General features: G+C 44.8%; 25 protein-coding genes and 1 tRNA gene. 7 read left to right on the top strand and 19 right to left on the bottom strand.

Annotation, left to right across the window (positions count from 1 at the left end; genetic code table 11):
• Window positions 1–196: 196 nt before the first annotated feature.
• From AC3RV5_RS08405 to AC3RV5_RS08390, 4 genes are all read right to left on the bottom strand, one after another.
• Window positions 197–646 (bottom strand): tellurite resistance TerB family protein, encoded by a 450-nt coding sequence (locus AC3RV5_RS08405; RefSeq protein WP_489731477.1) that lies wholly within the window; start codon window positions 644–646, stop codon window positions 197–199.
• A 202-nt stretch (window positions 647–848) separates the two neighbouring features.
• A complete protein-coding gene (locus AC3RV5_RS08400) occupies window positions 849–1,298 on the bottom strand; it encodes a GNAT family N-acetyltransferase (RefSeq protein ID WP_489731476.1) in 450 nt (149 codons plus the stop codon).
• 8 nt (window positions 1,299–1,306) lie between these two features.
• Window positions 1,307–2,971: a SpoIIE family protein phosphatase gene (locus tag AC3RV5_RS08395; RefSeq protein WP_489731475.1), complete on the bottom strand. Its 1,665-nt coding sequence runs from the start codon at window positions 2,969–2,971 to the stop codon at window positions 1,307–1,309.
• A 48-nt stretch (window positions 2,972–3,019) separates the two neighbouring features.
• A complete protein-coding gene (locus tag AC3RV5_RS08390; protein WP_489731474.1) occupies window positions 3,020–3,289 on the bottom strand; it encodes an STAS domain-containing protein in 270 nt (89 codons plus the stop codon).
• Between the two features lie 136 nt (window positions 3,290–3,425).
• On the opposite strand from AC3RV5_RS08390, the gene yciH reads away from it, so the two are divergent.
• From yciH to pheA, 3 genes are all read left to right on the top strand, one after another.
• Window positions 3,426–3,746: a stress response translation initiation inhibitor YciH gene (yciH, locus tag AC3RV5_RS08385; RefSeq protein WP_489731473.1), complete on the top strand. Its 321-nt coding sequence runs from the start codon at window positions 3,426–3,428 to the stop codon at window positions 3,744–3,746.
• Between the two features lie 23 nt (window positions 3,747–3,769).
• On the top strand, window positions 3,770–4,570 hold the full coding sequence (locus AC3RV5_RS08380; protein WP_489731472.1) for a response regulator: 801 nt from the start codon (window positions 3,770–3,772) through the stop codon (window positions 4,568–4,570).
• Between the two features lie 267 nt (window positions 4,571–4,837).
• A complete protein-coding gene (gene pheA / locus AC3RV5_RS08375) occupies window positions 4,838–6,022 on the top strand; it encodes a prephenate dehydratase (RefSeq protein WP_489731471.1) in 1,185 nt (394 codons plus the stop codon).
• 113 nt (window positions 6,023–6,135) lie between these two features.
• Here pheA and tyrA read toward each other — a convergent pair whose 3' ends face one another.
• The gene (gene tyrA / locus AC3RV5_RS08370; protein WP_489731470.1) at window positions 6,136–7,263 is read right to left on the bottom strand and encodes a bifunctional chorismate mutase/prephenate dehydrogenase; all 1,128 of its coding nucleotides are present in this window, start codon (window positions 7,261–7,263) and stop codon (window positions 6,136–6,138) included.
• 11 nt (window positions 7,264–7,274) lie between these two features.
• On the bottom strand, window positions 7,275–8,366 hold the full coding sequence (locus AC3RV5_RS08365; protein ID WP_489731469.1) for a 3-deoxy-7-phosphoheptulonate synthase: 1,092 nt from the start codon (window positions 8,364–8,366) through the stop codon (window positions 7,275–7,277).
• A 509-nt stretch (window positions 8,367–8,875) separates the two neighbouring features.
• On the opposite strand from AC3RV5_RS08365, the gene AC3RV5_RS08360 reads away from it, so the two are divergent.
• Window positions 8,876–11,080, top strand: coding sequence for a M3 family metallopeptidase (locus tag AC3RV5_RS08360; RefSeq protein WP_489731468.1), 2,205 nt, complete (start codon window positions 8,876–8,878; stop codon window positions 11,078–11,080).
• Window positions 11,081–11,126: 46 nt separating this feature from the next.
• Here the strand turns inward: AC3RV5_RS08360 and AC3RV5_RS08355 are convergent, their stop codons facing one another.
• Window positions 11,127–11,723 carry a DNA-J related domain-containing protein gene (locus AC3RV5_RS08355; RefSeq protein WP_489731467.1) on the bottom strand — a complete coding sequence of 199 codons (597 nt, stop codon included), beginning with the start codon at window positions 11,721–11,723 and terminating at the stop codon, window positions 11,127–11,129.
• A gap of 82 nt (window positions 11,724–11,805) precedes the next feature.
• Here AC3RV5_RS08355 and AC3RV5_RS08350 point away from each other — a divergent pair, with 82 nt between their 5' ends.
• Together AC3RV5_RS08350 and AC3RV5_RS08345 are read left to right on the top strand one after the other, a co-directional pair.
• A complete protein-coding gene (locus tag AC3RV5_RS08350; RefSeq protein WP_489731466.1) occupies window positions 11,806–12,192 on the top strand; it encodes an ArsR/SmtB family transcription factor in 387 nt (128 codons plus the stop codon).
• A gap of 178 nt (window positions 12,193–12,370) precedes the next feature.
• Window positions 12,371–12,523 (top strand): SRPBCC domain-containing protein, encoded by a 153-nt coding sequence (locus AC3RV5_RS08345; RefSeq protein WP_489731465.1) that lies wholly within the window; start codon window positions 12,371–12,373, stop codon window positions 12,521–12,523.
• A 37-nt stretch (window positions 12,524–12,560) separates the two neighbouring features.
• Here AC3RV5_RS08345 and AC3RV5_RS08340 read toward each other — a convergent pair whose 3' ends face one another.
• The 3 genes from AC3RV5_RS08340 to soxR all read right to left on the bottom strand — a co-directional run bounded on the left by AC3RV5_RS08340 (window position 12,561) and on the right by soxR (window position 14,695).
• The gene (locus AC3RV5_RS08340; RefSeq protein ID WP_489731464.1) at window positions 12,561–13,148 is read right to left on the bottom strand and encodes a sugar O-acetyltransferase; all 588 of its coding nucleotides are present in this window, start codon (window positions 13,146–13,148) and stop codon (window positions 12,561–12,563) included.
• 18 nt (window positions 13,149–13,166) lie between these two features.
• The gene (gene rlmF, locus AC3RV5_RS08335; RefSeq protein ID WP_489731463.1) at window positions 13,167–14,126 is read right to left on the bottom strand and encodes a 23S rRNA (adenine(1618)-N(6))-methyltransferase RlmF; all 960 of its coding nucleotides are present in this window, start codon (window positions 14,124–14,126) and stop codon (window positions 13,167–13,169) included.
• A gap of 107 nt (window positions 14,127–14,233) precedes the next feature.
• Window positions 14,234–14,695, bottom strand: a complete 462-nt coding sequence (soxR, locus tag AC3RV5_RS08330; RefSeq protein ID WP_489731462.1) for a redox-sensitive transcriptional activator SoxR — start codon at window positions 14,693–14,695, stop codon at window positions 14,234–14,236.
• Window positions 14,696–14,788: 93 nt separating this feature from the next.
• Between soxR and AC3RV5_RS08325 the strand changes: the two genes are divergently transcribed.
• On the top strand, window positions 14,789–15,169 hold the full coding sequence (locus AC3RV5_RS08325; protein WP_489731461.1) for a VOC family protein: 381 nt from the start codon (window positions 14,789–14,791) through the stop codon (window positions 15,167–15,169).
• Window positions 15,170–15,185: 16 nt separating this feature from the next.
• Here the strand turns inward: AC3RV5_RS08325 and speB are convergent, their stop codons facing one another.
• The 9 genes from speB to tpiA form a co-directional block, all read right to left on the bottom strand.
• Complete coding sequence (speB, locus tag AC3RV5_RS08320; protein WP_489731460.1) at window positions 15,186–16,004, bottom strand: agmatinase; 819 nt, start codon at window positions 16,002–16,004, stop codon at window positions 15,186–15,188.
• A gap of 630 nt (window positions 16,005–16,634) precedes the next feature.
• On the bottom strand, window positions 16,635–17,006 hold the full coding sequence (gene rplS / locus AC3RV5_RS08315; RefSeq protein WP_489732120.1) for a 50S ribosomal protein L19: 372 nt from the start codon (window positions 17,004–17,006) through the stop codon (window positions 16,635–16,637).
• A complete protein-coding gene (gene trmD, locus AC3RV5_RS08310; protein ID WP_489731459.1) occupies window positions 16,999–17,796 on the bottom strand; it encodes a tRNA (guanosine(37)-N1)-methyltransferase TrmD in 798 nt (265 codons plus the stop codon). The genes rplS and trmD overlap by 8 nt, the downstream gene beginning before the upstream one ends.
• Entirely contained in the window at window positions 17,796–18,326 is a 531-nt protein-coding gene (gene rimM, locus AC3RV5_RS08305) for a ribosome maturation factor RimM (RefSeq protein ID WP_489731458.1), read from the bottom strand. Before rimM ends, trmD begins: the two co-directional genes overlap by 1 nt.
• Window positions 18,327–18,357: 31 nt before the next feature.
• Window positions 18,358–18,609, bottom strand: a complete 252-nt coding sequence (gene rpsP / locus AC3RV5_RS08300; protein ID WP_489731457.1) for a 30S ribosomal protein S16 — start codon at window positions 18,607–18,609, stop codon at window positions 18,358–18,360.
• Between the two features lie 215 nt (window positions 18,610–18,824).
• Window positions 18,825–19,901 (bottom strand): ABC transporter ATP-binding protein, encoded by a 1,077-nt coding sequence (locus tag AC3RV5_RS08295; protein WP_489731456.1) that lies wholly within the window; start codon window positions 19,899–19,901, stop codon window positions 18,825–18,827.
• A gap of 102 nt (window positions 19,902–20,003) precedes the next feature.
• Window positions 20,004–20,088 (bottom strand) — tRNA-Leu (locus AC3RV5_RS08290).
• 6 nt (window positions 20,089–20,094) lie between these two features.
• Window positions 20,095–20,466 carry a preprotein translocase subunit SecG gene (gene secG / locus AC3RV5_RS08285; protein ID WP_489731455.1) on the bottom strand — a complete coding sequence of 124 codons (372 nt, stop codon included), beginning with the start codon at window positions 20,464–20,466 and terminating at the stop codon, window positions 20,095–20,097.
• Between the two features lie 9 nt (window positions 20,467–20,475).
• A complete protein-coding gene (gene tpiA, locus AC3RV5_RS08280; protein WP_489731454.1) occupies window positions 20,476–21,225 on the bottom strand; it encodes a triose-phosphate isomerase in 750 nt (249 codons plus the stop codon).
• Between the last annotated feature and the right edge of the window lie 35 nt (window positions 21,226–21,260).

Raw genomic sequence — 21,260 nt, 5'->3', positions numbered from 1 at the left:
TTCAATTAGTTAAATGTAAAATAGGGCAACAAAAGTGAGAGAGCTAGAAAATAGTGTCGCAATAAAAATACAACTGTACGCAGATAACCGGGAATAGCTGACAAAACAGACAGATCCCCGGTCCTTTGAGGTGTGACACCGCATGCAACCTGTCTGTATCTAGCGACAGACGTCTCACCTTTAACGATTCATTGTCTTATAGCTGGGAAGAGGCGGCCAGTTTACTTTGAATAAATTGGCTGTGAGGAATATACAATAAATCAGCTATCTTGCGTATAAGGTACTCTTCTTCAGGGTCCAGAGAGTCATCAGCATAGGCCACATGCCATAATCCATCTAGGATCTTGCGCTTTTCTTGGGCATCACACACATCATTTATTACTCGGGTAAACTGGGCAAAATCAGTTGCCTTTTCGACCTGCTCTTGAGTCAATGATGTCAGGGTCGTTAACTCCTGCGCATCTAAGGCAAAGTGTTGCGTCAGCAACCTGTGGTACACCTGCTTTTCTTCATCCCCAAACGTACCGTCGGCGCGCATAATTTCATATAACAATACCGCCGTTGCCAATTCAACTTTGTGTGCAGGTTGTTGGTCGTCGACCTGTCCGGTGACATCCTCAAACCAAGTGATTAACTTCGATAACATATTTTCTCCGTCTGCTGCTTGCCCTGAAGGTAAGCTCTATATTACTTAGTGGCAAATCGTCCTAATACAAGTTGCCTAGGCAAATTATTCGTAAAAAGACCTAACGCTACTTGGAAATTTTCAGGGAAAGTTAAACTTGTCTCCCTTTCCGATACGTTCTCTAAGCCTCTTATTCTGCTGGCTTACACGAAAATAAACGTGCTTATTTGCTTTCGTACATGAGATAATGACTCGGGTGCATCCCTAAAGATTCGTAGGTACGTTGGGCAACCCTGTTATCGTTTTCAACGTACAAGCGATAACCACAAACCTTTGTCGATTGCTCAGCTAGTTCCTTAACATGGTGATACAGACCGCTATATAGACCTTTACGTCTATATTGGGGAATAATGTAGACACTCTGGATCCACCAAAAATCAGCATTGCGCCAATCACTCCATTCCTTGGTCACCATCAAACTGCCAACCACCTTCTGATCTACCTGGGCCACCAGATAAAACCCCTTGTTACTATCGTTGACCAGAGCACTGACACCCAGCTGCAATACTTGTGCATCGAGTTGTTTGTCTTCTGTTTCTTTGGCCATCAACTGATTAAAACTGACTAAGGCCGCTATATCTTCTACTTGCGCTTTTCGAATAATGGCTTGCATTGCTGTCCTCATATAATAAATGTTACTTCAACCGAATTACCTTTCTCCAAATATACAACGCCATCACACAATTCCCGCACCAGGGTTATCCCTCGCCCAAAATATTGGTCGTTATCATGATTATGCTGTTGACGTTGACGTTGACGTTGAAAATCAAAGCCCGAACCAGAATCAGTGACAATAACCTTTAACTGGCGTTGCTGGGGTGTAAAACGGATAGAAAAGTTAATCATTGTCTCTTCCAGCGCGACTAGCTGGGCAGAGCGCGTAGCGAAGTAGTGATCAAATCCTTGTTCGCTGTGTTTTAAGTCTGAATTCAGCTGTAACACCCCGTGATCCAAGGCATTGTTATATAGCTCACTTAATACCGTGAATAAACGTGAATGCAGGGCGTGCATACCCGTTTGACTGCATACCATATCAACAATACCCAGTATTGGGTCACCGGTCTGCATGAAGGTGGCGTCGAGTGTTATGTCAATCGCAAAGGGCATGCCGGAAGTGTGCTGGGATTTTTCCAGCGTTTCCAACGACTGACTTGTGAAAGATACAAAGGTTAAATCATCGTTTGCTTCAAGGCCTTCACTAAAAGCAAAGATTTTACCGAATAATTCATCCACTGTGATATTTGGCTGGTGCCTGAGCCAATTGATTATCCGCTGTTCAGACAACATTTCATTGTGTTGATTGGTGATTTCAACTACGCCATCTGAAAAACCAATTAACCGATCGCCGATCTTTGCTTTGAAACGTTGTACATCAGTACTAAATTCGTCTTCAGTCAAAATGCCCAAGGCCATATGTTGTGAGCCAAAACGATGCGTTATTTCCCCCGACCGATCGATAGTCAGCAATGTGGGCATGCCACCATTCCATATATCGAAATGAGTGCCACAGGCGCTTATCTCGACCAAAGCAGCGGCAAAAAACATGTCATCGGGCAACAAGGTTAATAAAGTACTATTGAAAGTGGTGGCCATTTCCTTGATCGACAAGCCTTTCGTGGACATGGTTTGAAAGGCTTTTGATATGGGTAAAGCACCTATTGCCGATGCCAGACCGTGACCAGTGAAGTCGCCGATCAAGAAATATAGTCCCCCAGTCGGACTGGCACTAAAGAGTAACAAATCACCATTAAAATCACTTGCGGGTTTAAGTCGGTAATCAAAAAAGGGCAAAACTCTCTTATCAACACCTAACGCATTGGCAAAGATATGCTCAACAATTTCATGTTCGCGCTCTATGGCGTTACGGTAATAGATAAGTTGCTGAGTTTGCTCATGGGATTTTTTGCTCAGTAGGCGAGTTCGCTCATGAGCGCGGATTTTGGCGGCGAGTATAATTTTGTTAAAGGGCTTGGCAACAAAATCGTCCCCGCCTAATTCTAGAAAGCGCACTAAACTTTGCTCGTCTTCCAATCCAGTGATAAATATAATCGGCAGGTAAATATCCCCTGCCATATCTTTCAAAATAGGCGCCACATCATAGCCATTTAAGTCCCGCATCAAGGTACCTAACAGGATCAGATCAGGGTTAATGCGCTGTGCCAGGGAGACAGCTTCATGGCCACTTTCGGCTTCGTAGCAATCAACATAACCTTCTTGTTCGAGAATATTTATCAACAAAAAGCGATTCAATGAATCATCATCGACTACCAAAATCCGCATTTGCATATTAGTCAGAACTTAGCTGATAGTAAATTTTTTATCAAAACGGGCAATCTACAGTATTTTAACAACTTGAGGCCGACAATTAACAATATTGAGTGTTGTGACCTGGGGGGACAGTAATTTTTGCATATTCAATAACATACCTAGTGCTGAACTATCCATATATTCGGTTTTACCTAAATCTATCACGATTGAATTTACATTTTCAATGTCTCCGGAAAAAGCAACGCAGAAGTTCTGCACTTTGCCAAAATCAAATATTTCATCAACACTAACGGTTAGCTGCTGTGCATCTATAGAAAAGATACACTCTAAACTCATCTGCATCCCCGATCAAATAACGGTCATTATATGCGACATATTAAATAGTAGTTTTTACACTTTGCCTATAAAGATCCCAACTTTTTTATTAGAATCCCTAGCTAGTTCGAATGTTCAGATTGGATTACCTAAGACAATGAGCCAAAACGATTTAGTCTATAGTACAGATATGGGGCGCATAACGGCTAAAAAAGCAGCCCAAACGCCCTCCCAGACAGATGGTATAATTCGCATTCGCCGGGAAACTAAAGGCCGAAAAGGCAAAGGCGTTACGTCTATGTCTGGTATGCCAATGAACGATGTCGAAATTAAGCAATTGTGCAGCGAGCTAAAAAAGATGTGTGGCACAGGTGGAGCAGTAAAAAATGGTATTATCGAAATTCAGGGCGATAATAGGGACAAAATAAAACTCACGTTAGAAAAACGGGGGTTCAAAGTTAAATTGGCCGGTGGTTAATGGCCAATATTTGAGGATTGAAAATGCATAAAATTGTGTTGTCAGATTTGAGCATCGTATTGATTGAGCCATCAGATACTCAACGTAAAATAATTACCGGTTTATTAAATCAGGAAAACGTTAAAAATGTGGTTGCCGTGAGCAATGTTAAGGAGGCCATAAGTACCATTAGCAAAGATGGCGCAGACCTGGTAGTAAGCGCCTTGTATCTGGAAGATGGCACGGCTCTGGAAATACTGACCAAGATGAAAAACACCCCTTCTAGCGCAGACATTCCTTTTATGTTGGTATCCAGTGAAAACCGGCCGGAAAAACTGGAGGAGTTTAAGCAGGCCGGAGTCGCCGCAATATTGCCTAAACCCTTTAGCACCCAAAATTTATCTAGAGCATTAAAAGCGTCACTTGACTTGATCAACACCGAAGAAATGGATTTAGAGTTGTTTGATGTTAAACAAGTCCGAGTTTTGCTAGTGGATGATAGTAAGTTGGCCCGTAACCATATTCGCCGTGTGTTAGAAGGCTTAGGCATCGCCCGTATTATTGAGGCGGAAAATGGTGCCATGGCGTTAACCATGCTCAAGGAGAACACCTTCGATTTAGTCGTGACCGACTATAACATGCCGGAAATGGACGGTAGGGAGCTATCGGAATTTATCCGTTTTAATAGTGCCACTGCACATATCCCTATTATTATGGTCACATCTGAAGCGGCTGACAGCCTACATATGGCCAATATTCACCAAACAGGCGTCAACGCTTTGTGTGATAAACCTTTTGAAGTGGCAGAGGTGAAGATGTTACTGATGTCTCTGCTGGAGGAGTAACTTGTCAGTGAGTATAAACAGACCAGCGTTTCACCTTTGCATCAGTTATCTGGTTATTGCTAATGGCTGAATAATCAGACTTTTTCGCATAAGGTAAAGATTGACAAGCAAAGTCCGAATTAATAGATTCAATAAAGATTATTAGTAGTCTGTGTGCTTTTGCGGCAATTGAGACCAATTCACCAGGTACATTCCCAAATTATACGCTAAAACAGTGTAGGCCTCCTGAAGTGGAGGTTTTGTAACCATGTCAAAGAAGTGAGTAAAATGTCGGTAGATGAGCTAGCAAAATTAAGAGAACAAATAACGTCAATCGATCAGCAGTTGCTTGAATTACTGGCACAGCGTCAAAAATGCACTAATCAGGTAGCAGAGACCAAGATCACCCACCATATCCCGGTCAGAGATCATCAACGGGAGGAACAACTATTAGTGGGTTTGATCAAACACGGTCAAAAACATGGCCTGGATCCCCATTATGTGACGCAATTATTTCATGTGGTCATTGAGGATTCAGTATTAAACCAGCAAGCCTTGCTAGCAGAGCGTGCCAACCCAGGCAGCAGTTTGCCCCTCAACAGAGTGGCTTTTTTAGGGGACAAAGGCTCTTATAGCTACCTCGCCACCCAAAAATATTTCTCCCGTCGCCCAGGGGAACTGTTGGAATTAGGCTGTCAAAGCTTTGCGGAAATCATCAAAAAAGTTGAAACCAACGAAGCAGATTATGCGGTATTACCTATTGAGAATACCTCCTCTGGCAGTATCAACGAAGTTTACGATCAATTACAACACACCCACTTGTCTATCATCGGTGAGTTGACCCACCCCATAAAACATGCGTTATTGGTCGCCAAAGACAGTGAGCTTAGCAAAATAAAGACCCTGTATGCTCACCCCCAGGTTTTTGCCCAATGTAGTCATTTTTTAGCTGAACTGGGTAACGTGCAAGTAAAAACCTGTGACAGCACCTCGGCAGCCATGATGTTGGTCAACGAGTTGCAACTTGACACTATCGCCGCCATTGGTAGTGAAGCTGGCGGCGCCCTGTATGGTTTGCATGCCATCAAGTCGAACTTGGCAAATCAAAAAGAAAACCACAGCCGGTTTATCGTGGTTGCCCGGCAAAACGTCAACGTGCCCCTACAAGTGCCAGCAAAGACTACCCTGGTGATGTCTACAGTACAAAAACCCGGGGCCTTGGTTGAAGCCTTGTTGATACTGCGGGATAACAAGATCAACATGACTAAACTGGAATCCCGGCCCATAACCGGTAATCCTTGGGAAGAAATGTTTTATATAGATGTAGAAGGCAATATTCAGGACGGGCCGATGCAAAGCGCCCTCGAAGAGTTAAAGGCCACGACTCGCTACTTCAAGATCTTGGGGTGTTATCCCAATGATGAAATCAACCCCACTAAAATAGCCGCGGTGAATGCCCTGACACAGAATTAATCAGGCGTCGCTACCCGATATTCGATACCCGATATTAAAATACAAAAAAGGCACTAACTTAAGCGCCTTTTTTTGCGGGTGTTCGAACTGTTCAGAGCTGCTGCTAAGCGGCGTTACTCGCTAATGGTGCGATCATCGTCAGCTTTTAATAACAACTTTTTACTGTCCACCAGAGACTGTTTCGAATAGCTGCCAAACCAGGCGCCAATCTTGAAAAATTGTTTGATGAACTCGGCTTTGTTACCTTGTTTGACCAGCTCCAGGGCTTGATCGAACCTGTCTCTAAAGCTAGTTAATACGGCAATACTGTCTTTGTTGTTAAAGATAATATCTGCATAAAGCACCGGATCCTGGGCAAATAACCGCCCTACCATCGCCAGCTCCAGTCGGTATATAGGCGAACTAAGGGAAATAAGCTGATCCAGTGGCGGGTTTTCTGCCGCTAGATGGGCACCAAATACAAAGCTGGTGAAATGGCGCATGACCTGAATAAAAACCATGGCATCGTCATGCTCTTGCGCTGAAGTATGTTGCAACACAGCACCCCAGATACGCATCTGTTGCAATAGCCAGTCATATTGGCGCTCATCGCGCCCATGGCAGACCACTACCACTTGCTTGACTAAACTGGGTACATCCGGGCCAAACATGGGGTGCAAACCTACTACTGGCCCTGCATGGGCCTGCAACATAGCTGTTAATGGTTTCTGTTTGGTACTGGTAATATCCACCAATACACAGTCCCTTGGCAGATTATCCAGCTTAGCTACAACTTGTTCTGTTAGTTTGATGGGCACAGCTACCATCACCAGGCCTGCACCGTTAAATATCTGCTCAGCCCGGGGCCAATCATTTTTTTCCAGGGTTTGCACTGTATAACCACTGCGACTAAATATATCAACAAAGATGCGGCCCAGTGCGCCCGCTCCACCTATCACCACCACTTTTTTAAGGCCAGGATTGGTACACAAATACTGTTTGTTTTGAGTGTGATACGACTCGCGCATTATGCGGCGTAACAGGTCTTCAACAAGCGCCGGTGGCACCCCTATGGCCCGTGCTTGGCTACAGCGACTGGCGATCAGCTCAGCTTCGCGGGACGGCACATAAATGGGTAAACCAACCTTACTTTTATACACGCCTACTTCGGCGGTCAGTGCGGCACGTTTTGCCAGAAGCTCAACCAATTGACTATCCACTTCGTCGATTTGCAGGCGCAATTGGTCAAGTTCGGTTGACATGCTACTTCCTTTTAATTGGGATCGCGTAATTTGTTTAAGCGTAACGGTAAAACGGTTATCAATTTGTCACGCATATGATTTACCAAGTCTTCACTGGTTTGCCAATCAATGCAACCATCGGTTATCGATACCCCGTATTTCAACTCATGTGCGGCTAATCCCTTGTTGCTCTGATTGCCGGCATGTAAGTGGCTTTCAAGCATGATGCCAATGACCGACTGGTTGCCTTCTAAAATCTGGTTAACCACGTTTTTGGCCACCATTGGCTGGCGACGATAATCTTTGCTCGAATTAGCATGGCTGCAATCTACCACCAGACCGGCGGTAAGTTTAGCTTCGTTGACTTCATATTCGCAGTCAGCCACACACACCGAATCGTAATTTGGCTGCTTGCCTCCGCGCAATATTATATGTCCATCAGGATTGCCTTGAGTTTTGATAATGCTCACCTGGCCCTGGGAGTTAATGCCCATAAAGCTGTGGCCGGATGCTGCAGATTGCAAAGCATTGATGGCAATATCCAAACTGCCGTCTGTGCCGTTTTTAAAACCCACAGGCATGGACAATCCACTGGCCATTTCACGGTGCGTTTGGGATTCAGAGGTTCTGGCCCCTATCGCCGACCAGCTAAATAATTCTGCCAAATATTGTGGACTAATAGGGTCTAACGCCTCGGTAGCCACAGGTATCTCAAGCTCGGCCAGCCAAATGAGTAACTCACGAGCTTTACGGATCCCGGTTTCAATATCAAACGAATCATCGATATGTGGATCGTTGATCAGGCCTTTCCAGCCCACTGTGGTGCGCGGCTTTTCAAAATAGACCCGCATGACTAAATACAACGTATCTTTACATGATTCATGCAGCTCTTTGAGCTTTAAGGCATATTCTTTGGCCGCTTCAATATCGTGAATGGAACAAGGCCCACAAATGACAAGAAAGCGATGATCCCGTCGATGGATAATATCTGAAATAATATTTCGCGAAGACTGGATCACAGACAGCGCGTGTTCACTGGCCGGCAGCTCACTTTTAAGGGCTTCAGGGGTAATTAGAACTTGTTCGGAAGAGATATTAATATTGTTGATGTTATCGCGTAACATATTTGGCTCACATTTATTAAGGTAGAAAAACTACATACTGCTAACAGCTGTAAAGGAAATTCGAAATAAGCAAAAATCGACAATGTATTTATTTATTTACGCTTTGATAATCACTATTTATTGCAATTTTATTGACTTTTTAACATTCTGTTATTTTTTTCGCAAGCCCTATTTCGCTATATGCTGCTTTGGGTCGATTAATGTACCTGTTTGTTTGTTATCTGTACTATTTAACATCCGTTAATTCTAGACTATCTCAGAGCATTTATTGCCTATCCAACCCTAGCTTAGTTACATTGAAGTTTAGAATTATTTTGCACATCAAGGGTAGCCTTACTTATGTTCTGCACAAAATTGCAAAATGCAGCCACTATTTGTTAGCAAACTGTCTCGCGACATATTTGCGATGACTGAGTCAATCAGTATACCCTTAAGGACTGCGATGGTAATCATCGCTAAATAATAAAAACTAGCAGTATTTTTATCTGCAAAAAAACACAGGGAAATTAATGAAAAAACATGTACTCAGCCCCATCGCTCTGGCTTTACTCCTGTTGGCCTGCCAACCCAATACAGCCACCGAAGAGCAGACTGTAGCTGCTTCTGATAAGACACAGCACAGTATTGATAAATATTCGGCTGACAGTCAGTCTAACCCACTTTTAGGAGACTATCAGACTCCCTTTGGCGTTCCTCCCTTTGCTAAAATCACGAGCGGTAACTATCTTCCTGCCTTCTCCCAGGGGATCAAGCAAAACGAGCAAGAAATTGCCGCAATCGCCAACAATACACAAGCGGCCACCTTTGAAAATACCATCGTCGCCATGGAAAAATCCGGACAGGTTTTGAACAAGGTTAGCACCATCTTTTTTGCAATAAATGGTACCGACACTAACGACGAAATGCAGACCATCGCCAAAGATGTATCTCCTCTCCTGTCTGCATTAAATGATGACATCTACTTAAATCCAGATTTGTTTGCGAGAGTTAACCAGGTATACCAACAAAAAGAACAACTGGAATTACGCTCCGACCAACAAACTCTACTGGAAAATACCTATAAGGCCTTTGTACGCGGCGGTGCCAACCTCAGCGAAACTGATAAAACCAAACTGCGTTCACTCAATGATGCCTTATCCAAGTTAGGTTTGCAGTTCGCGGAAAATCTACTGGCCGAAACGAATGAATTCGAGCTGGTCATAGAAAATGAAAAAGACTTGTCTGGTTTACCCCAGGATATCATTGCGGCGGCAGCGGAAACCGCTGCCCAGCGTGGACATGAGGGGAAATGGGTATTTACCACCCATCGCCCCAGCAAAAACCCCTTTCTCACTTACGCCGATAACCGTGACTTACGCAAGCAGCTCTATCAAGGCTACGTGCAGCGTGGCGACAATGACAATAAAAACGATAACAAACAAATCGCAGCCAAGATAGCTTCTCTGCGCTATCAAAAAGCCCAATTGCTCGGTTATAAGACCCACGCCCATTTCGTGCTGGAAAATGCTATGGCCAAGACCCCGGGAAATGTATATGGGCTGTTGGAACAAGTTTGGCCTGCGGCCTTGGCCCGGGCTAAGGAAGAAGCGGCTGACATGCAAAAAATGGTCGATGAACAGGGGGGGAAATTCCAGCTGGAAGGTTCGGATTGGTGGTATTACGCAGAGAAGATCCGTCAGGTGCGTTACGACCTGGATGCACAAGCGACTAAACCCTATTTTTCACTAGATGCGACCCGAGACGGCGTATTTTATACCGCAAATCGCTTATGGGGGGTGACGTTCAAGGAACGTATGGATATTCCTAAGTACCATCCTGATGTGCGCACCTTCGAAGTGTTTGATAAAGATGGCTCGTCAGTCGGTTTGTACATGACTGACTACTATGTACGGGAAAGCAAACGCGGGGGCGCCTGGATGAGTTCGTTCCGCAAGCAACAAAAAATGTTTGGTGAGCACGTAAAACCTATAATTTACAACGTACTTAACTTTCCCCGTCCGGTGGGCGATACCCCAACCCTCTTAACCTTTGATCAGGCTTCCACTCTATTTCACGAATTTGGTCATGCCATCCAGGGTTTGCTGTCTGATGGTTATTATTTGTCCCAAACCGGTACCGCCTTGCCCCGAGACTACGTGGAATACCCGTCACAGGTTATGGAAAACTGGATGATGGAACCAGAGGTATTAAGTCAATTTGCTAAACACTATAAAACCGGTGAGGTGATCCCCAAAGAAATGGTCGAAAAGATCCAGGCGGCGGGTAAATTCAATCAGGGTTTTGCTACCACTGAATACTTGGCTGCTGCTCTACTGGACATGAAATGGCACACCTTGGAAACCGACGAATTGCAAGATGCAGATACCTTTGAAAAGGCAATTTTGGATGAAATTGGTTTGATCCCACAAATTTCACCTCGTTATCGCACCGGTTATTTCTCACATATTTTTGCCGGCGGTTATTCAGCCGGATACTATGGTTATATCTGGTCAAATATTTACGATGCCGATACGTGGCAGGTCTTTAGTCACAACGGCATCTTTGACCAGGACACCGCTAAGTCTTATCGTGAAAATGTATTACAAACCGGTGGAACAGAAGACCCTATGATCATGTACCGACGTTTCCGGGGTAAAGATCCAGAAGTATGGCCTCTATTAGAACGCCGTGGTTTGTTGTCAGAGCAGGAGCTCAAAGACAACAAAATTCAGTAACAATTATTACTCAGCGCGATTAAGTGGAGCCCTGATCATCAGGGCTTTATGCTAAATGGTCTTTGAGTAGGCGGTAGGCTTGTTCAATTATTTGGGCCTGGGCAGTGTCACCACCCTTGTCCGGATGATTCTGATATAGCAGTTTACGGTAGCGCTGTTTTACCAACAAAAAAGCGCTATCTTGCCCCACCCCCAACGTTGCATAGGCGTCTATCACTTCCTTGGCAGTTATGGTGGACTTGACTACTTCACCCTGTATGCGCCGCCAAAAATTATCAATCAGAGCCGTTACATCATCTTTATCGGTATCACTGAAATTCTGCCAGTCCAGATAATAGTTACGCAATTTATCGCTGGAGATTAACCCCGCCGCGCCAGGATGATAAGGCAACAATCGAATATGCGTCAGCACTATATCCATACAATACGATTGTTGTTGATACCAGTGATCTTTGAGCTGATATAAGGCATTGAATAATACAAAATGAGTCTGAAATAGCAGCAGTGGCTCCCCCAGAGCCTCACTATCAAACAGCTTATAAGGTGGGTTTTGCAGTATTTTAAGCAGCTCGAATTCACTTATGCCACTGGCTCGCTGGGGTAATATTGTCAGCAGTGCCTGGAGTAAAGGCGTTTTTTGCAATGATGTTACCTCTTAAAAATAATTATTGACCTTGACATGCAACCATTGAGTTGCACATATTAATGTTAGGGATATTTTCGCAGTGCTGGCAGATCCCAACAGACGTCACTTGATAGAATTGCTCCACAATCGCGGCGCTCAATCGATCAAGCAATTGAGCCTGGATGCAAATATCAGTCGTCAGGCCATCACCAAACACTTAAATATATTGGTGAAAGCAAAGCTGGTGAGCGCCGAATTTGTCGGCAAAAAACGTATCCATAAACTCAATGCCAAGCCTATACAAAAGCTGGCAGATTGGCTACAGCCCTACGCCCAACAATGGGATACTCGGCTGAGCGGCTTACAACAACATTTAGGAGAAAACATGATTGACAGCATAGATTCCATCGTCCGCGAACTCAACTTTGATGCCCCTATCAATCAGGTACGGCAGGATATCACCGTTCCTCAGGCTCTAGCGCAGTAGTTTGGTTCCAGTGCCGAACTTGAACTTATCGAAGGGAGTTTAGGTTATTTTGAGTGGTTTGAAGAATGCGAAGGTAAATTTGCCATGCGCATCGAGACGATCGCACCACCCAGTTATTTTGCCTGGCGCTGGATGGCCAAAAAAAGATATGCCTTTTGACCCCAGTGTAGCAACGTTAGTGAAATGGCGCCTCACGGCCACCGAATCTAATGGCACCAGGCTGGTGATGACCGAGTCGGGCTTTGCAGAGGCTAAACAACGCCAAATGAACGAACAAGGCTGGACTGCTGAGCTAGGGGATTTGCGTCATTATCTCAATGTCGGCAGCTAGCATATCGAATACAGCGCTAGGTAACTTTATGCCAGACTTAAATTGCTGACAAGTCACTGGCCTCAACACACAAATGCCGGATAACAGTGGCGGGTACCCCTGCTACTACAGTGTTAGCTGCCACATCTTTGGTCACAACCGCCCCGGCCGCCACCACGGCATTGTCACCAATAGTTACACCATCGAGTATTTTGGCCCCCATACCTATCCATACGTTGTTACCTATGTTAATAGGCAACGCGTGCTCGAGACCTTTTTTACGTTTTTGCCCATCCAGGGGATGGGATGCGGTAGAAATCAACACACCTGGAGCGAGCATCACATCATCACCAAAAGTAACGGGGGCGGCGTCGAGGATCACCACATTGTGGTTTGCGTAAAAGTTCTTGCCGGTACTGATATTGTATCCGTAATCACAGTAGAAATTAGGTTCGACCCAGGGATTAGGTGAAGCACCCAATAAGGTTTGTAATAGCTTGCGGCCCGCTTTAGGCTGGTTTGGATCACTGTGGTTAAACTGATGGCACAGTTGTTTTGCATGAGCCCGTTCCTGCTGCAACAACTTGTTGCTGGGAAAATATTCCACTCCAGCAAGCATCTTTTGTTTTTCTGTCAATTTTTCCATTTTAGCTACCCCAAATTTTTATATATGGCTGGTATGGGTAAATGTCCAGGCAATAAAACGACTGTGTTTTTGCCCTTGGTACATATCTATAGTTTTGGTATTGGTGATCCCCAACTGAGCAAAACATTTCGCAATAAGCGGCAGGTTTTCTTTTTTGGAAACCAAAGAGGTAAACCACCCCACCTGGTGTGCATAGTTGACACTTTGTGCAATCATCTTGCGCATAAAACCCAGTTCACCACCCTCACACCATAGCTCATTGTGTGTACCTGCAAAATTCAGTTTGCACTGATGTTGGTTTGACTGCCGTTGGGCATTGCGCTTTTTTGTGTGCCTGGCCAAATTGTTCACTTTTCGCTGGCTACCTTCGGCCGCCTCTGCCGCAGAACGATGAAAGGGCGGATTACACATACTAAAACTGAAGTTATCCTGGGGGGTAATTATTCCTGCAAAAATACTGTCTAAGCGAGTTTGCTGGCGAACCTTGAGTAAAGGCTGCAAATTGGCGTTGGCTTTGGCAAGCATAGTCGCAGATTTAACCGCAACTGGATCCACATCGCTGCCGATAAACCTCCAGCCATAACTCTGACTGCCTATTATAGGGTAGATGGCGTTGGCCCCTACCCCTATATCTAGCCCGACAACCTGTTCCCCACAGGGAATTTGCCCAGTATTATCTGCGGCCAATAAATCCGCTATGCCATGGATATAATCTGCTCTACCCGGTACGGGTGGGCATAAATAGCCAGCAGGGATATCCCAAACGGCGATACCATAATAATGGGCAAGTAAAGCAGCGTTCAAGGCTTTAACAGCGGCAGGATCTGCAAAGTTAATGCTATTGTTACCGCTTTTGGCAGGGATCAAAAAATTTCGTAAGTTCGGCGAACTGCTCACCAAAGCCTGCATGGGATAATCCCCATGATGAAGGTTTCTGGGGTGCAGTGAGCGGGAGCAGGATTGAATGGCAGTAGTCAAATATCTATCCCCTAAGTGAGCCAAGGAAAATCAGCAAGCCAGCCCATATTAGCAAAATAACAGAAAATGCCTGGACGTTGCATTCCTCGCTGATGTCAGGCCACAGTTTACGTGACATCAACGGAATTATCCCCCAACAAAAATCGAGGACCGGCGCCGAGCTGGTTTATTTTATCATCTCGGTTATACAAACGGCATTTATCCAGGGATAAACAGCCGCAGCCAATACAACCATCAAGTGAGCTCTGCAATCTTTGCAGTTGTTCGATCTGCTTTTCAATACCGAGATTGAACACCTTGCTCAAGCGTGCCCAATCATCTTTGGTAGGTGTGCGGCTGTCTGGCAACGAACCCAATAACTGCTGAATTTCTTTCAACGAATAGCCCAGGTTCTGTGCGATCAGAATAAAGGATACACGCCTGATAACAGAGCGCATAAACATCCTGCTTCCACCGCTGGTACGAATGGAAGGTATCAAACCTACATTGGCGTAATAGCGAATAAGCGACACCGCATTACCTGTGCGTTTCGCCACAAAACCAATACTGACATAATTATCTTTAGGCATAAAAATACTTTTAAATAATCTCTTGATCTAAAGTTAGCTTTAGATATTAGACTGCATGAACATTAATCACCAGCAACTATTTGGAGTCTATTTATGCAAACCGCCATGCTCGAGCATATAAATCTTACCGTTAGCGATCCCGATAAAACCGCTACTCTGTTTTGTCAGTTATTTGACTGGCATATTCGCTGGGCCGGGCCAGCTAAAGATCAAGGCTATACTGTACATGTGGGTAGCACATCATCATATTTGGCTCTTTACGCTGCGACGAGCCTATTTAAGGGCACAGGATCTTATAAACATATCGGCCATTTAAACCACATTGGCATAATGGTTGATGATTTGCTGTTAGCGGAGGAAAGAATTATCAAGCAAGGTTATACTCCCTTTAATCACGCTGATTATGAGCCAGGTAAGCGTTTTTATTTTATGCTTAGCGATGAGATTGAAATTGAAGTGATAAGTTATAAATAGCAATGTTGTATCACGTCTATTGAGCAAGGCTGTGCAACATCTTGCCAGCCACTTCTTTTACCAATTTGGCGGCCAATTGTGCCGTCATATCGTCAATATCTTTTAACGGATTAAATTCGACTATATCCGCGCCAACCAGAGGACTATTAAGGTGATAAATGATGTTGATCACCTCTCTGCTCGTCAAGCCTCCGGGCTCTCTGTGCGATACACCAGGCGCAAAGGCAGGATCAAGGGCATCCAGGTCTATGGAAAGATAAACGGGTCCTGAAAATTTTGGTCGTTGCATAGGATCCCAGTCTTTCATCTGGATCATTTCAACCCCAAATTTGGTGGCCTGATCACGCTGATGAGTATTCAGGGTTCTGATGCCAATTTGTACCAGCCGTTTACACAAGCCCTCTTCCATAATTCGCGCAAACGGACAAGCATTTGACAGTCGGTTGCCTTTAAAGGAATCATAAAGATCAGAATGCGCGTCTATATGCAAAATATTGAGTTCGTCAAAATGTTGGGCATATGCGCGTAAAATTGGGTAGCTAACGCTATGATCTCCCCCTAGTGACAACAAGCCTATGCCATTTGTGAGAAATGCATTACAGCTAGTTTGAATATTTTTGACAAATTGGCTTGGTTGGTCGCTGATGACGTCCCCACAATCAATCCAACGCGGATTATTTTTCAGCTCAATTGCGTTTTCAGTTCCACTATTTAATGAGCCAGTAGTCAAAATACGCCGAATCACCTCTGGGGCTTTGGCGGATCCGGGGGTAAAGGAAGAATTGTGATCAAAAGGCAGCCCTAGAAGCCCCACTTGTTTAAGTTTGTTTCGCATCTTGCCGTATCTCTAACTAACTTTGGACTTAGTATATAGATAGCAAGTGCAGGAAAGCAAAAAGCCCACTACCACAAGCCCGGCTGTTATTTCTGCACAGCAAATAAACGATCATCCCGATCACAACGCTTATGCTTAACTTAAAAGGGGTATGGATACCAGTTAGGGTGACTGTTTTCAATCATCTATACTTATTACACTCGTATGTTTGCAGTACCAAGATATGGAATAGAAATATGAGTGAAAATACTACTTAGAAAGCTTGCTGTACGCTTTGATGCAATATTTACTGGAGGTTTATAATGATCAAGCTTAAACAAAGTATGTTGCGATTTGCGCTTTTAATAGCGCTCGCCTGCACCATGTCAGCATGTACCACTGCACACCAAACCGTTTTTGTCGATCTTGAAACCATCGATTTTAAAACCGGTGAGACAACGCTCTCATCCATTCCTTATTGCTGTACCAGCAAGACCAGGAAATTAGCCTGTCACGGTTACAATTGTGGAGATTCAACCAAAGGATGTACTAAATGGTGCGCTAATAATTGAGCCATAGGCTAGTTAGCAAAAAGCCCGCACATGCGGGCTTTTCTTATAAGTTAACGGTAACGCAAAAATTAATATTTAGTTAAGCTTTTTTGATATTAAGCTTTTCTTTGATACGTGCAGAGCGACCTGAACGGTCACGCAAGTAATAAAGCTTAGCACGACGAACATCGCCACGACGTTTCACTTCAATTGAACCAATTGCCGGGCTGTGTGTTTGGAACGTACGCTCAACACCTTCGCCGTTAGAAATCTTACGAACTGTAAAAGCAGAGTGTAGGCCACGGTTACGTATAGCGATTACAACACCTTCGTATGCCTGAAGACGCTCTTTTTCGCCTTCCTTAACGCGTACTTGAACAACTACTGTATCACCAGGGCCAAACGCAGGAACATCAGTTTTTAACTGTGCTTCTTCGATGCGCTTGATGATATCTTGATTGACTTTACTCATCATATCCTCTCATCCCAGAATAACTGTCATTTTGCTGCAACAACTCTTGTTGATATTCATCTAACAAACGTTGCTGCTCCTCAGTCAGAGCTAGATCGTTTAGTAATTCAGGGCGTCGTTGCCAGGTTCTACCTAACGACTGCTTTGTGCGCCACTGCTTGATTTTTTGATGATCACCGCTCAACAACACAGGGGGAACCAAATTGCCTAGCAAGTTTTCTGGCCGGGTATAATGGGGACAATCTAACAAGCCGTCGCTAAACGAATCTTGCTCTGCAGACTGTTTATGCCCTAACACACCGGGTACAAATCTCGCTACTGCGTCCATTAAGATCATCGCCGGTAATTCACCGCCACTTAACACATAGTCACCAATAGACCATTCCTCGTCTATCTCGGATCCTATGACACGTTCGTCAATACCTTCGTACCGACCGGCAACTAGAATCAAACTTTCATTTTGTGAAAGTTGCTTCACACCACGCTGATCTAATTTTTTTCCCTGAGGTGAGAGGTAAATCACCTTAGTTTTTTTTCCGGCCGCCTGTTTAGCGGCACGAATTGCGTCTGTTAATGGCTGAACCATCATCAGCATACCTGGGCCCCCACCGTATGGTCGGTCATCGACAGTCCGATGTTTGTCGTGGGTAAAGTCCCTTGGATTAAAGAACTCAACTTGCAACATGCCGTTTTTAACGGCTCGTCCTGTGACGCCCTGTTCGGTAAAAGCCTGAAACATTTCTGGAAACAGACTTATTACACCAAACCAACGCTGGGGATCTACAGCCATTAAAAAGCCGGGTCCCAGTCCACCTGTATGGTTTTCGCCTCACGGTCCACCTGCTTGACAACTTGTTCAGGCAGGTAGGGAACCATGCGTTCTTTTTGACCGAAAGCATCATTGAGATTGGCTTTAATTAACATAACGTCATTAGCACCTGTCTCAAATAACTCTTTCACCACACCCAAGCTATAACCCTTTTCGGTTATCACCTGCATGCCAACCAACTCACGCCAATAAAACTCATCACCATCCAATTGAGGTAGCTGTTGTGCTTTAATAGAAATATCGAGATTTTTGATACTTTCAGCATCATCTCTGTTTTCTACCCCAACCAGTTTGGCAACCAGACCTTTATTGTGGGTTCGCCACTGGTCAACGACGATTTCTTTACTTTCCCCTGCCTGGTCTAATAACCAGGGAGAATAACTAAAAATACCATCTAATTCATTGGTATAAGAAGTGATTTTGACCCAACCCTTGACACCAAAAGGTGCCCCGACCTTGCCCATCACTAATGTGTCAGACGCGTGACTCATCTATACCTCTATAGTGTAAAAACATGTGCAATTAAGCAGCTGTTTTTTGTACATCTTTAACCAAGCGAGCAACACGGTCAGACAGGCTTGCGCCGTGTCCTACCCAATGCTCTACGCGGCTAAGATCAAGACGTAAACGCTCTTCTTGACCTTGTGCTGTTGGATTAAAGAAACCGATGTTTTCAATAAAACGACCATCGCGTGAACGACGGCTGTCAGCAACCACTACTTGATAAAATGGACGCTTTTTAGCGCCACCACGCTGTAAACGAATAGTAACCATAAATGCCTCAAACTCGTAATAGCGTTAACGTTAACTTATTTTACCTTTAGATTTCCGACCGTCTCCAGCCAGATAAAAGGCCGCGATATTGTACGGAATTCAGCTATGAAAGCAAGGGGCAATGCGAAAGTGTAGTGAAAACATATTGCTGGTTGGTTATCGGGGGTCCATCGCGGCAGTTTGTAGATGGCCGGTAACTTAGCTGCCGGGCACGCTTAATAGTCCGCGGTTTCAATTCGCTCCTGGGCCCGGTTAAACACCAGCACCTTGTGAGGCGCCACACTTAAATGCACGACCTGTCCCACTATCGCATTATGCAAACCCACTACCACTATACTTTGGGCTTCAGCGTCAATGGGCCGCAAATGCACATAAGACTCGTCTCCCAAATTCTCTATCAAGGTTACCTGCATCGCCAAACCATGTTTGTCATCATAGGTAAACGCCCTGGGCCTGATCCCTACTGTGACCTGAGTATCAAGCATTGAGACCGGGCCCTGCCAGGGCAAAGTGTAATTCGGGCTAAGTTGCAGGCCAGCAGTTGTCACCCTTGCCATAAACAAATTGATCTCGGGCTCTCCAAAGAACTGGGCAGCGTAAAGATTCACTGGTCGCTCAAAGATATTTTGCGGGGTATCAATCTGTTCGATGCCCCTGGGACTCATCAAAATGATGCGATCCGCCAACGCCATGGATTCTTGTTGATCATGGGTCACAAAGATACTGGTCGTGCCTAAGCTTTGATGTAAGGCTTTTAGCTCCAGGCGCATGTGCGCTCTGAGTGCCGGGTCAAGATTTGAAAAAGGTTCATCGAATAAAAACACCCAGGGCTCACACATCATCGCCCGACCGATCGCCACCCGTTGTTTCTGGCCCCCGGAAAGTTGAGCCGGTAAACTATTAAGCAAATTATCGACTTTGAGACGTCTGGCCACGTCCATTATCTTGGCCTGACTGATTTTACGTTCAATTCCCTTTAGCTTTTGACTGAAGCCGATATTTTGCGCCACTGTCATATGCGGATACAGAGCATAGTTTTGAAACACCATTGCGATGTTCCTATCGGCACTAGGCAAGGTGTCAACCCGTTTTTCATTAATCAGGATCTGACCCGACTCAATGGGCTCCAAACCCGCTATGACTCTGAGCAAGGTTGACTTACCCACACCTGAAGGCCCTACCACAGCAATAAATTCCCCCTGATATACATCCAGGTTAAGCTCAGGCAAAGAAAAACTACCATTACCCACGCCTAATTTTACGTTTACACCTTGTAAGCTGATAGTAGTCATATTCCGTAACAATCATCCGGTAATTGAATTGCATCGCTAGTGTAACCAACAGCACACAAGAAAAAAGGGCTGTAACCTTCGGTTACAGCCCTTTTTTGTAATTGGTGCGGATAGGGAGACTCGAACTCCCACGGCCTAAGCCACAGCCCCCTCAAGGCTGCGTGTCTACCAATTCCACCATATCCGCGTTTTACTAATTAACTTGAGGTACATCACTTTCGTTAGGAGTATTACTAACGGGCACATCTGACTCAACCAGCGGGTCTTCTTGCACCGGCTCGTCTTCCAAAACTGGCACTTCAATACTTTGCCAATCGTCTACGGCTTTTTCTTTGTCAGCAGTCTGATTACCCAATATTAAGCTGATCACGAAAAATAAGGTAGCCAAAATTGCGGTAGAACGTGTGAGGAAATTGCCTGAACCGGAAGAACCGAAAACCGTATTAGAACCGCCACTACCAAATGAGGCCCCCATGTCTGCGCCTTTACCCTGCTGAATCAACACAAAGCCAATCAACATAAGGGCTACAATTAAATACACTATTATCAATACTTCGTAAAACATGTGTTGCCTCTATCGCTTTGCCGCCTGACAAATGCTTAAAAAATCTTCCGGATTCAAACTGGCTCCGCCAATCAAACCGCCATCCACATCCGCTTGGGAAAACAATTCCGCCGCGTTACTACCTTTGACACTGCCGCCGTATAAAATCACAATTTTAGCCGCAATATTTTCATCTTGTTTCGCCAGATGCTCCCGTATAAAAGCATGCACTTCCTGGGCTTGCTGCGGGCTGGCCGTTTTGCCTGTACCTATTGCCCATACAGGCTCATAAGCCACTATAATATCTTTAAATGCTGCTATGCCGACTTGGGCTACCACCGCGTCGAGTTGGGCCGCAATAAAATCAAACAACTGACCATTTTCACGAATATCTTCTGGCTCACCCACACATAAAATGGGCAGCAACTGCTCTTGCAAACTTTGCTCTACTTTACTGGCTACCAATTCATTGGATTCGTTATTATCGGCTCGTCTTTCTGAATGACCTACAATAACATACTCACAACCTAGCTCTTTGAGCATGTTACCAGCAATCTCGCCGGTATGCGCACCACTGTCAAACTGGCTGAGGTTTTGTGCACCTAAGGCAAAATATTGTGTGTTGAATTTGCCTAAATATGGAAACGGAGGGCAAATCACTACATCCACAGAAGCTAAATCTACCGCGCTGAAAACCTTTTCAAACTGCTCTATAAGTTGCAGATTGCCGTTCATTTTCCAATTTCCTACTACCACAGGTCGCCGACTATTTGCTTGCATCATCTTTCCTTAAGCGCCAATAAAAAGCGCGCGAG

This window comes from Paraglaciecola sp. IT1134 (assembly GCF_058068185.1).
This window is presented reverse-complemented; position numbering and strand designations above follow the sequence as displayed.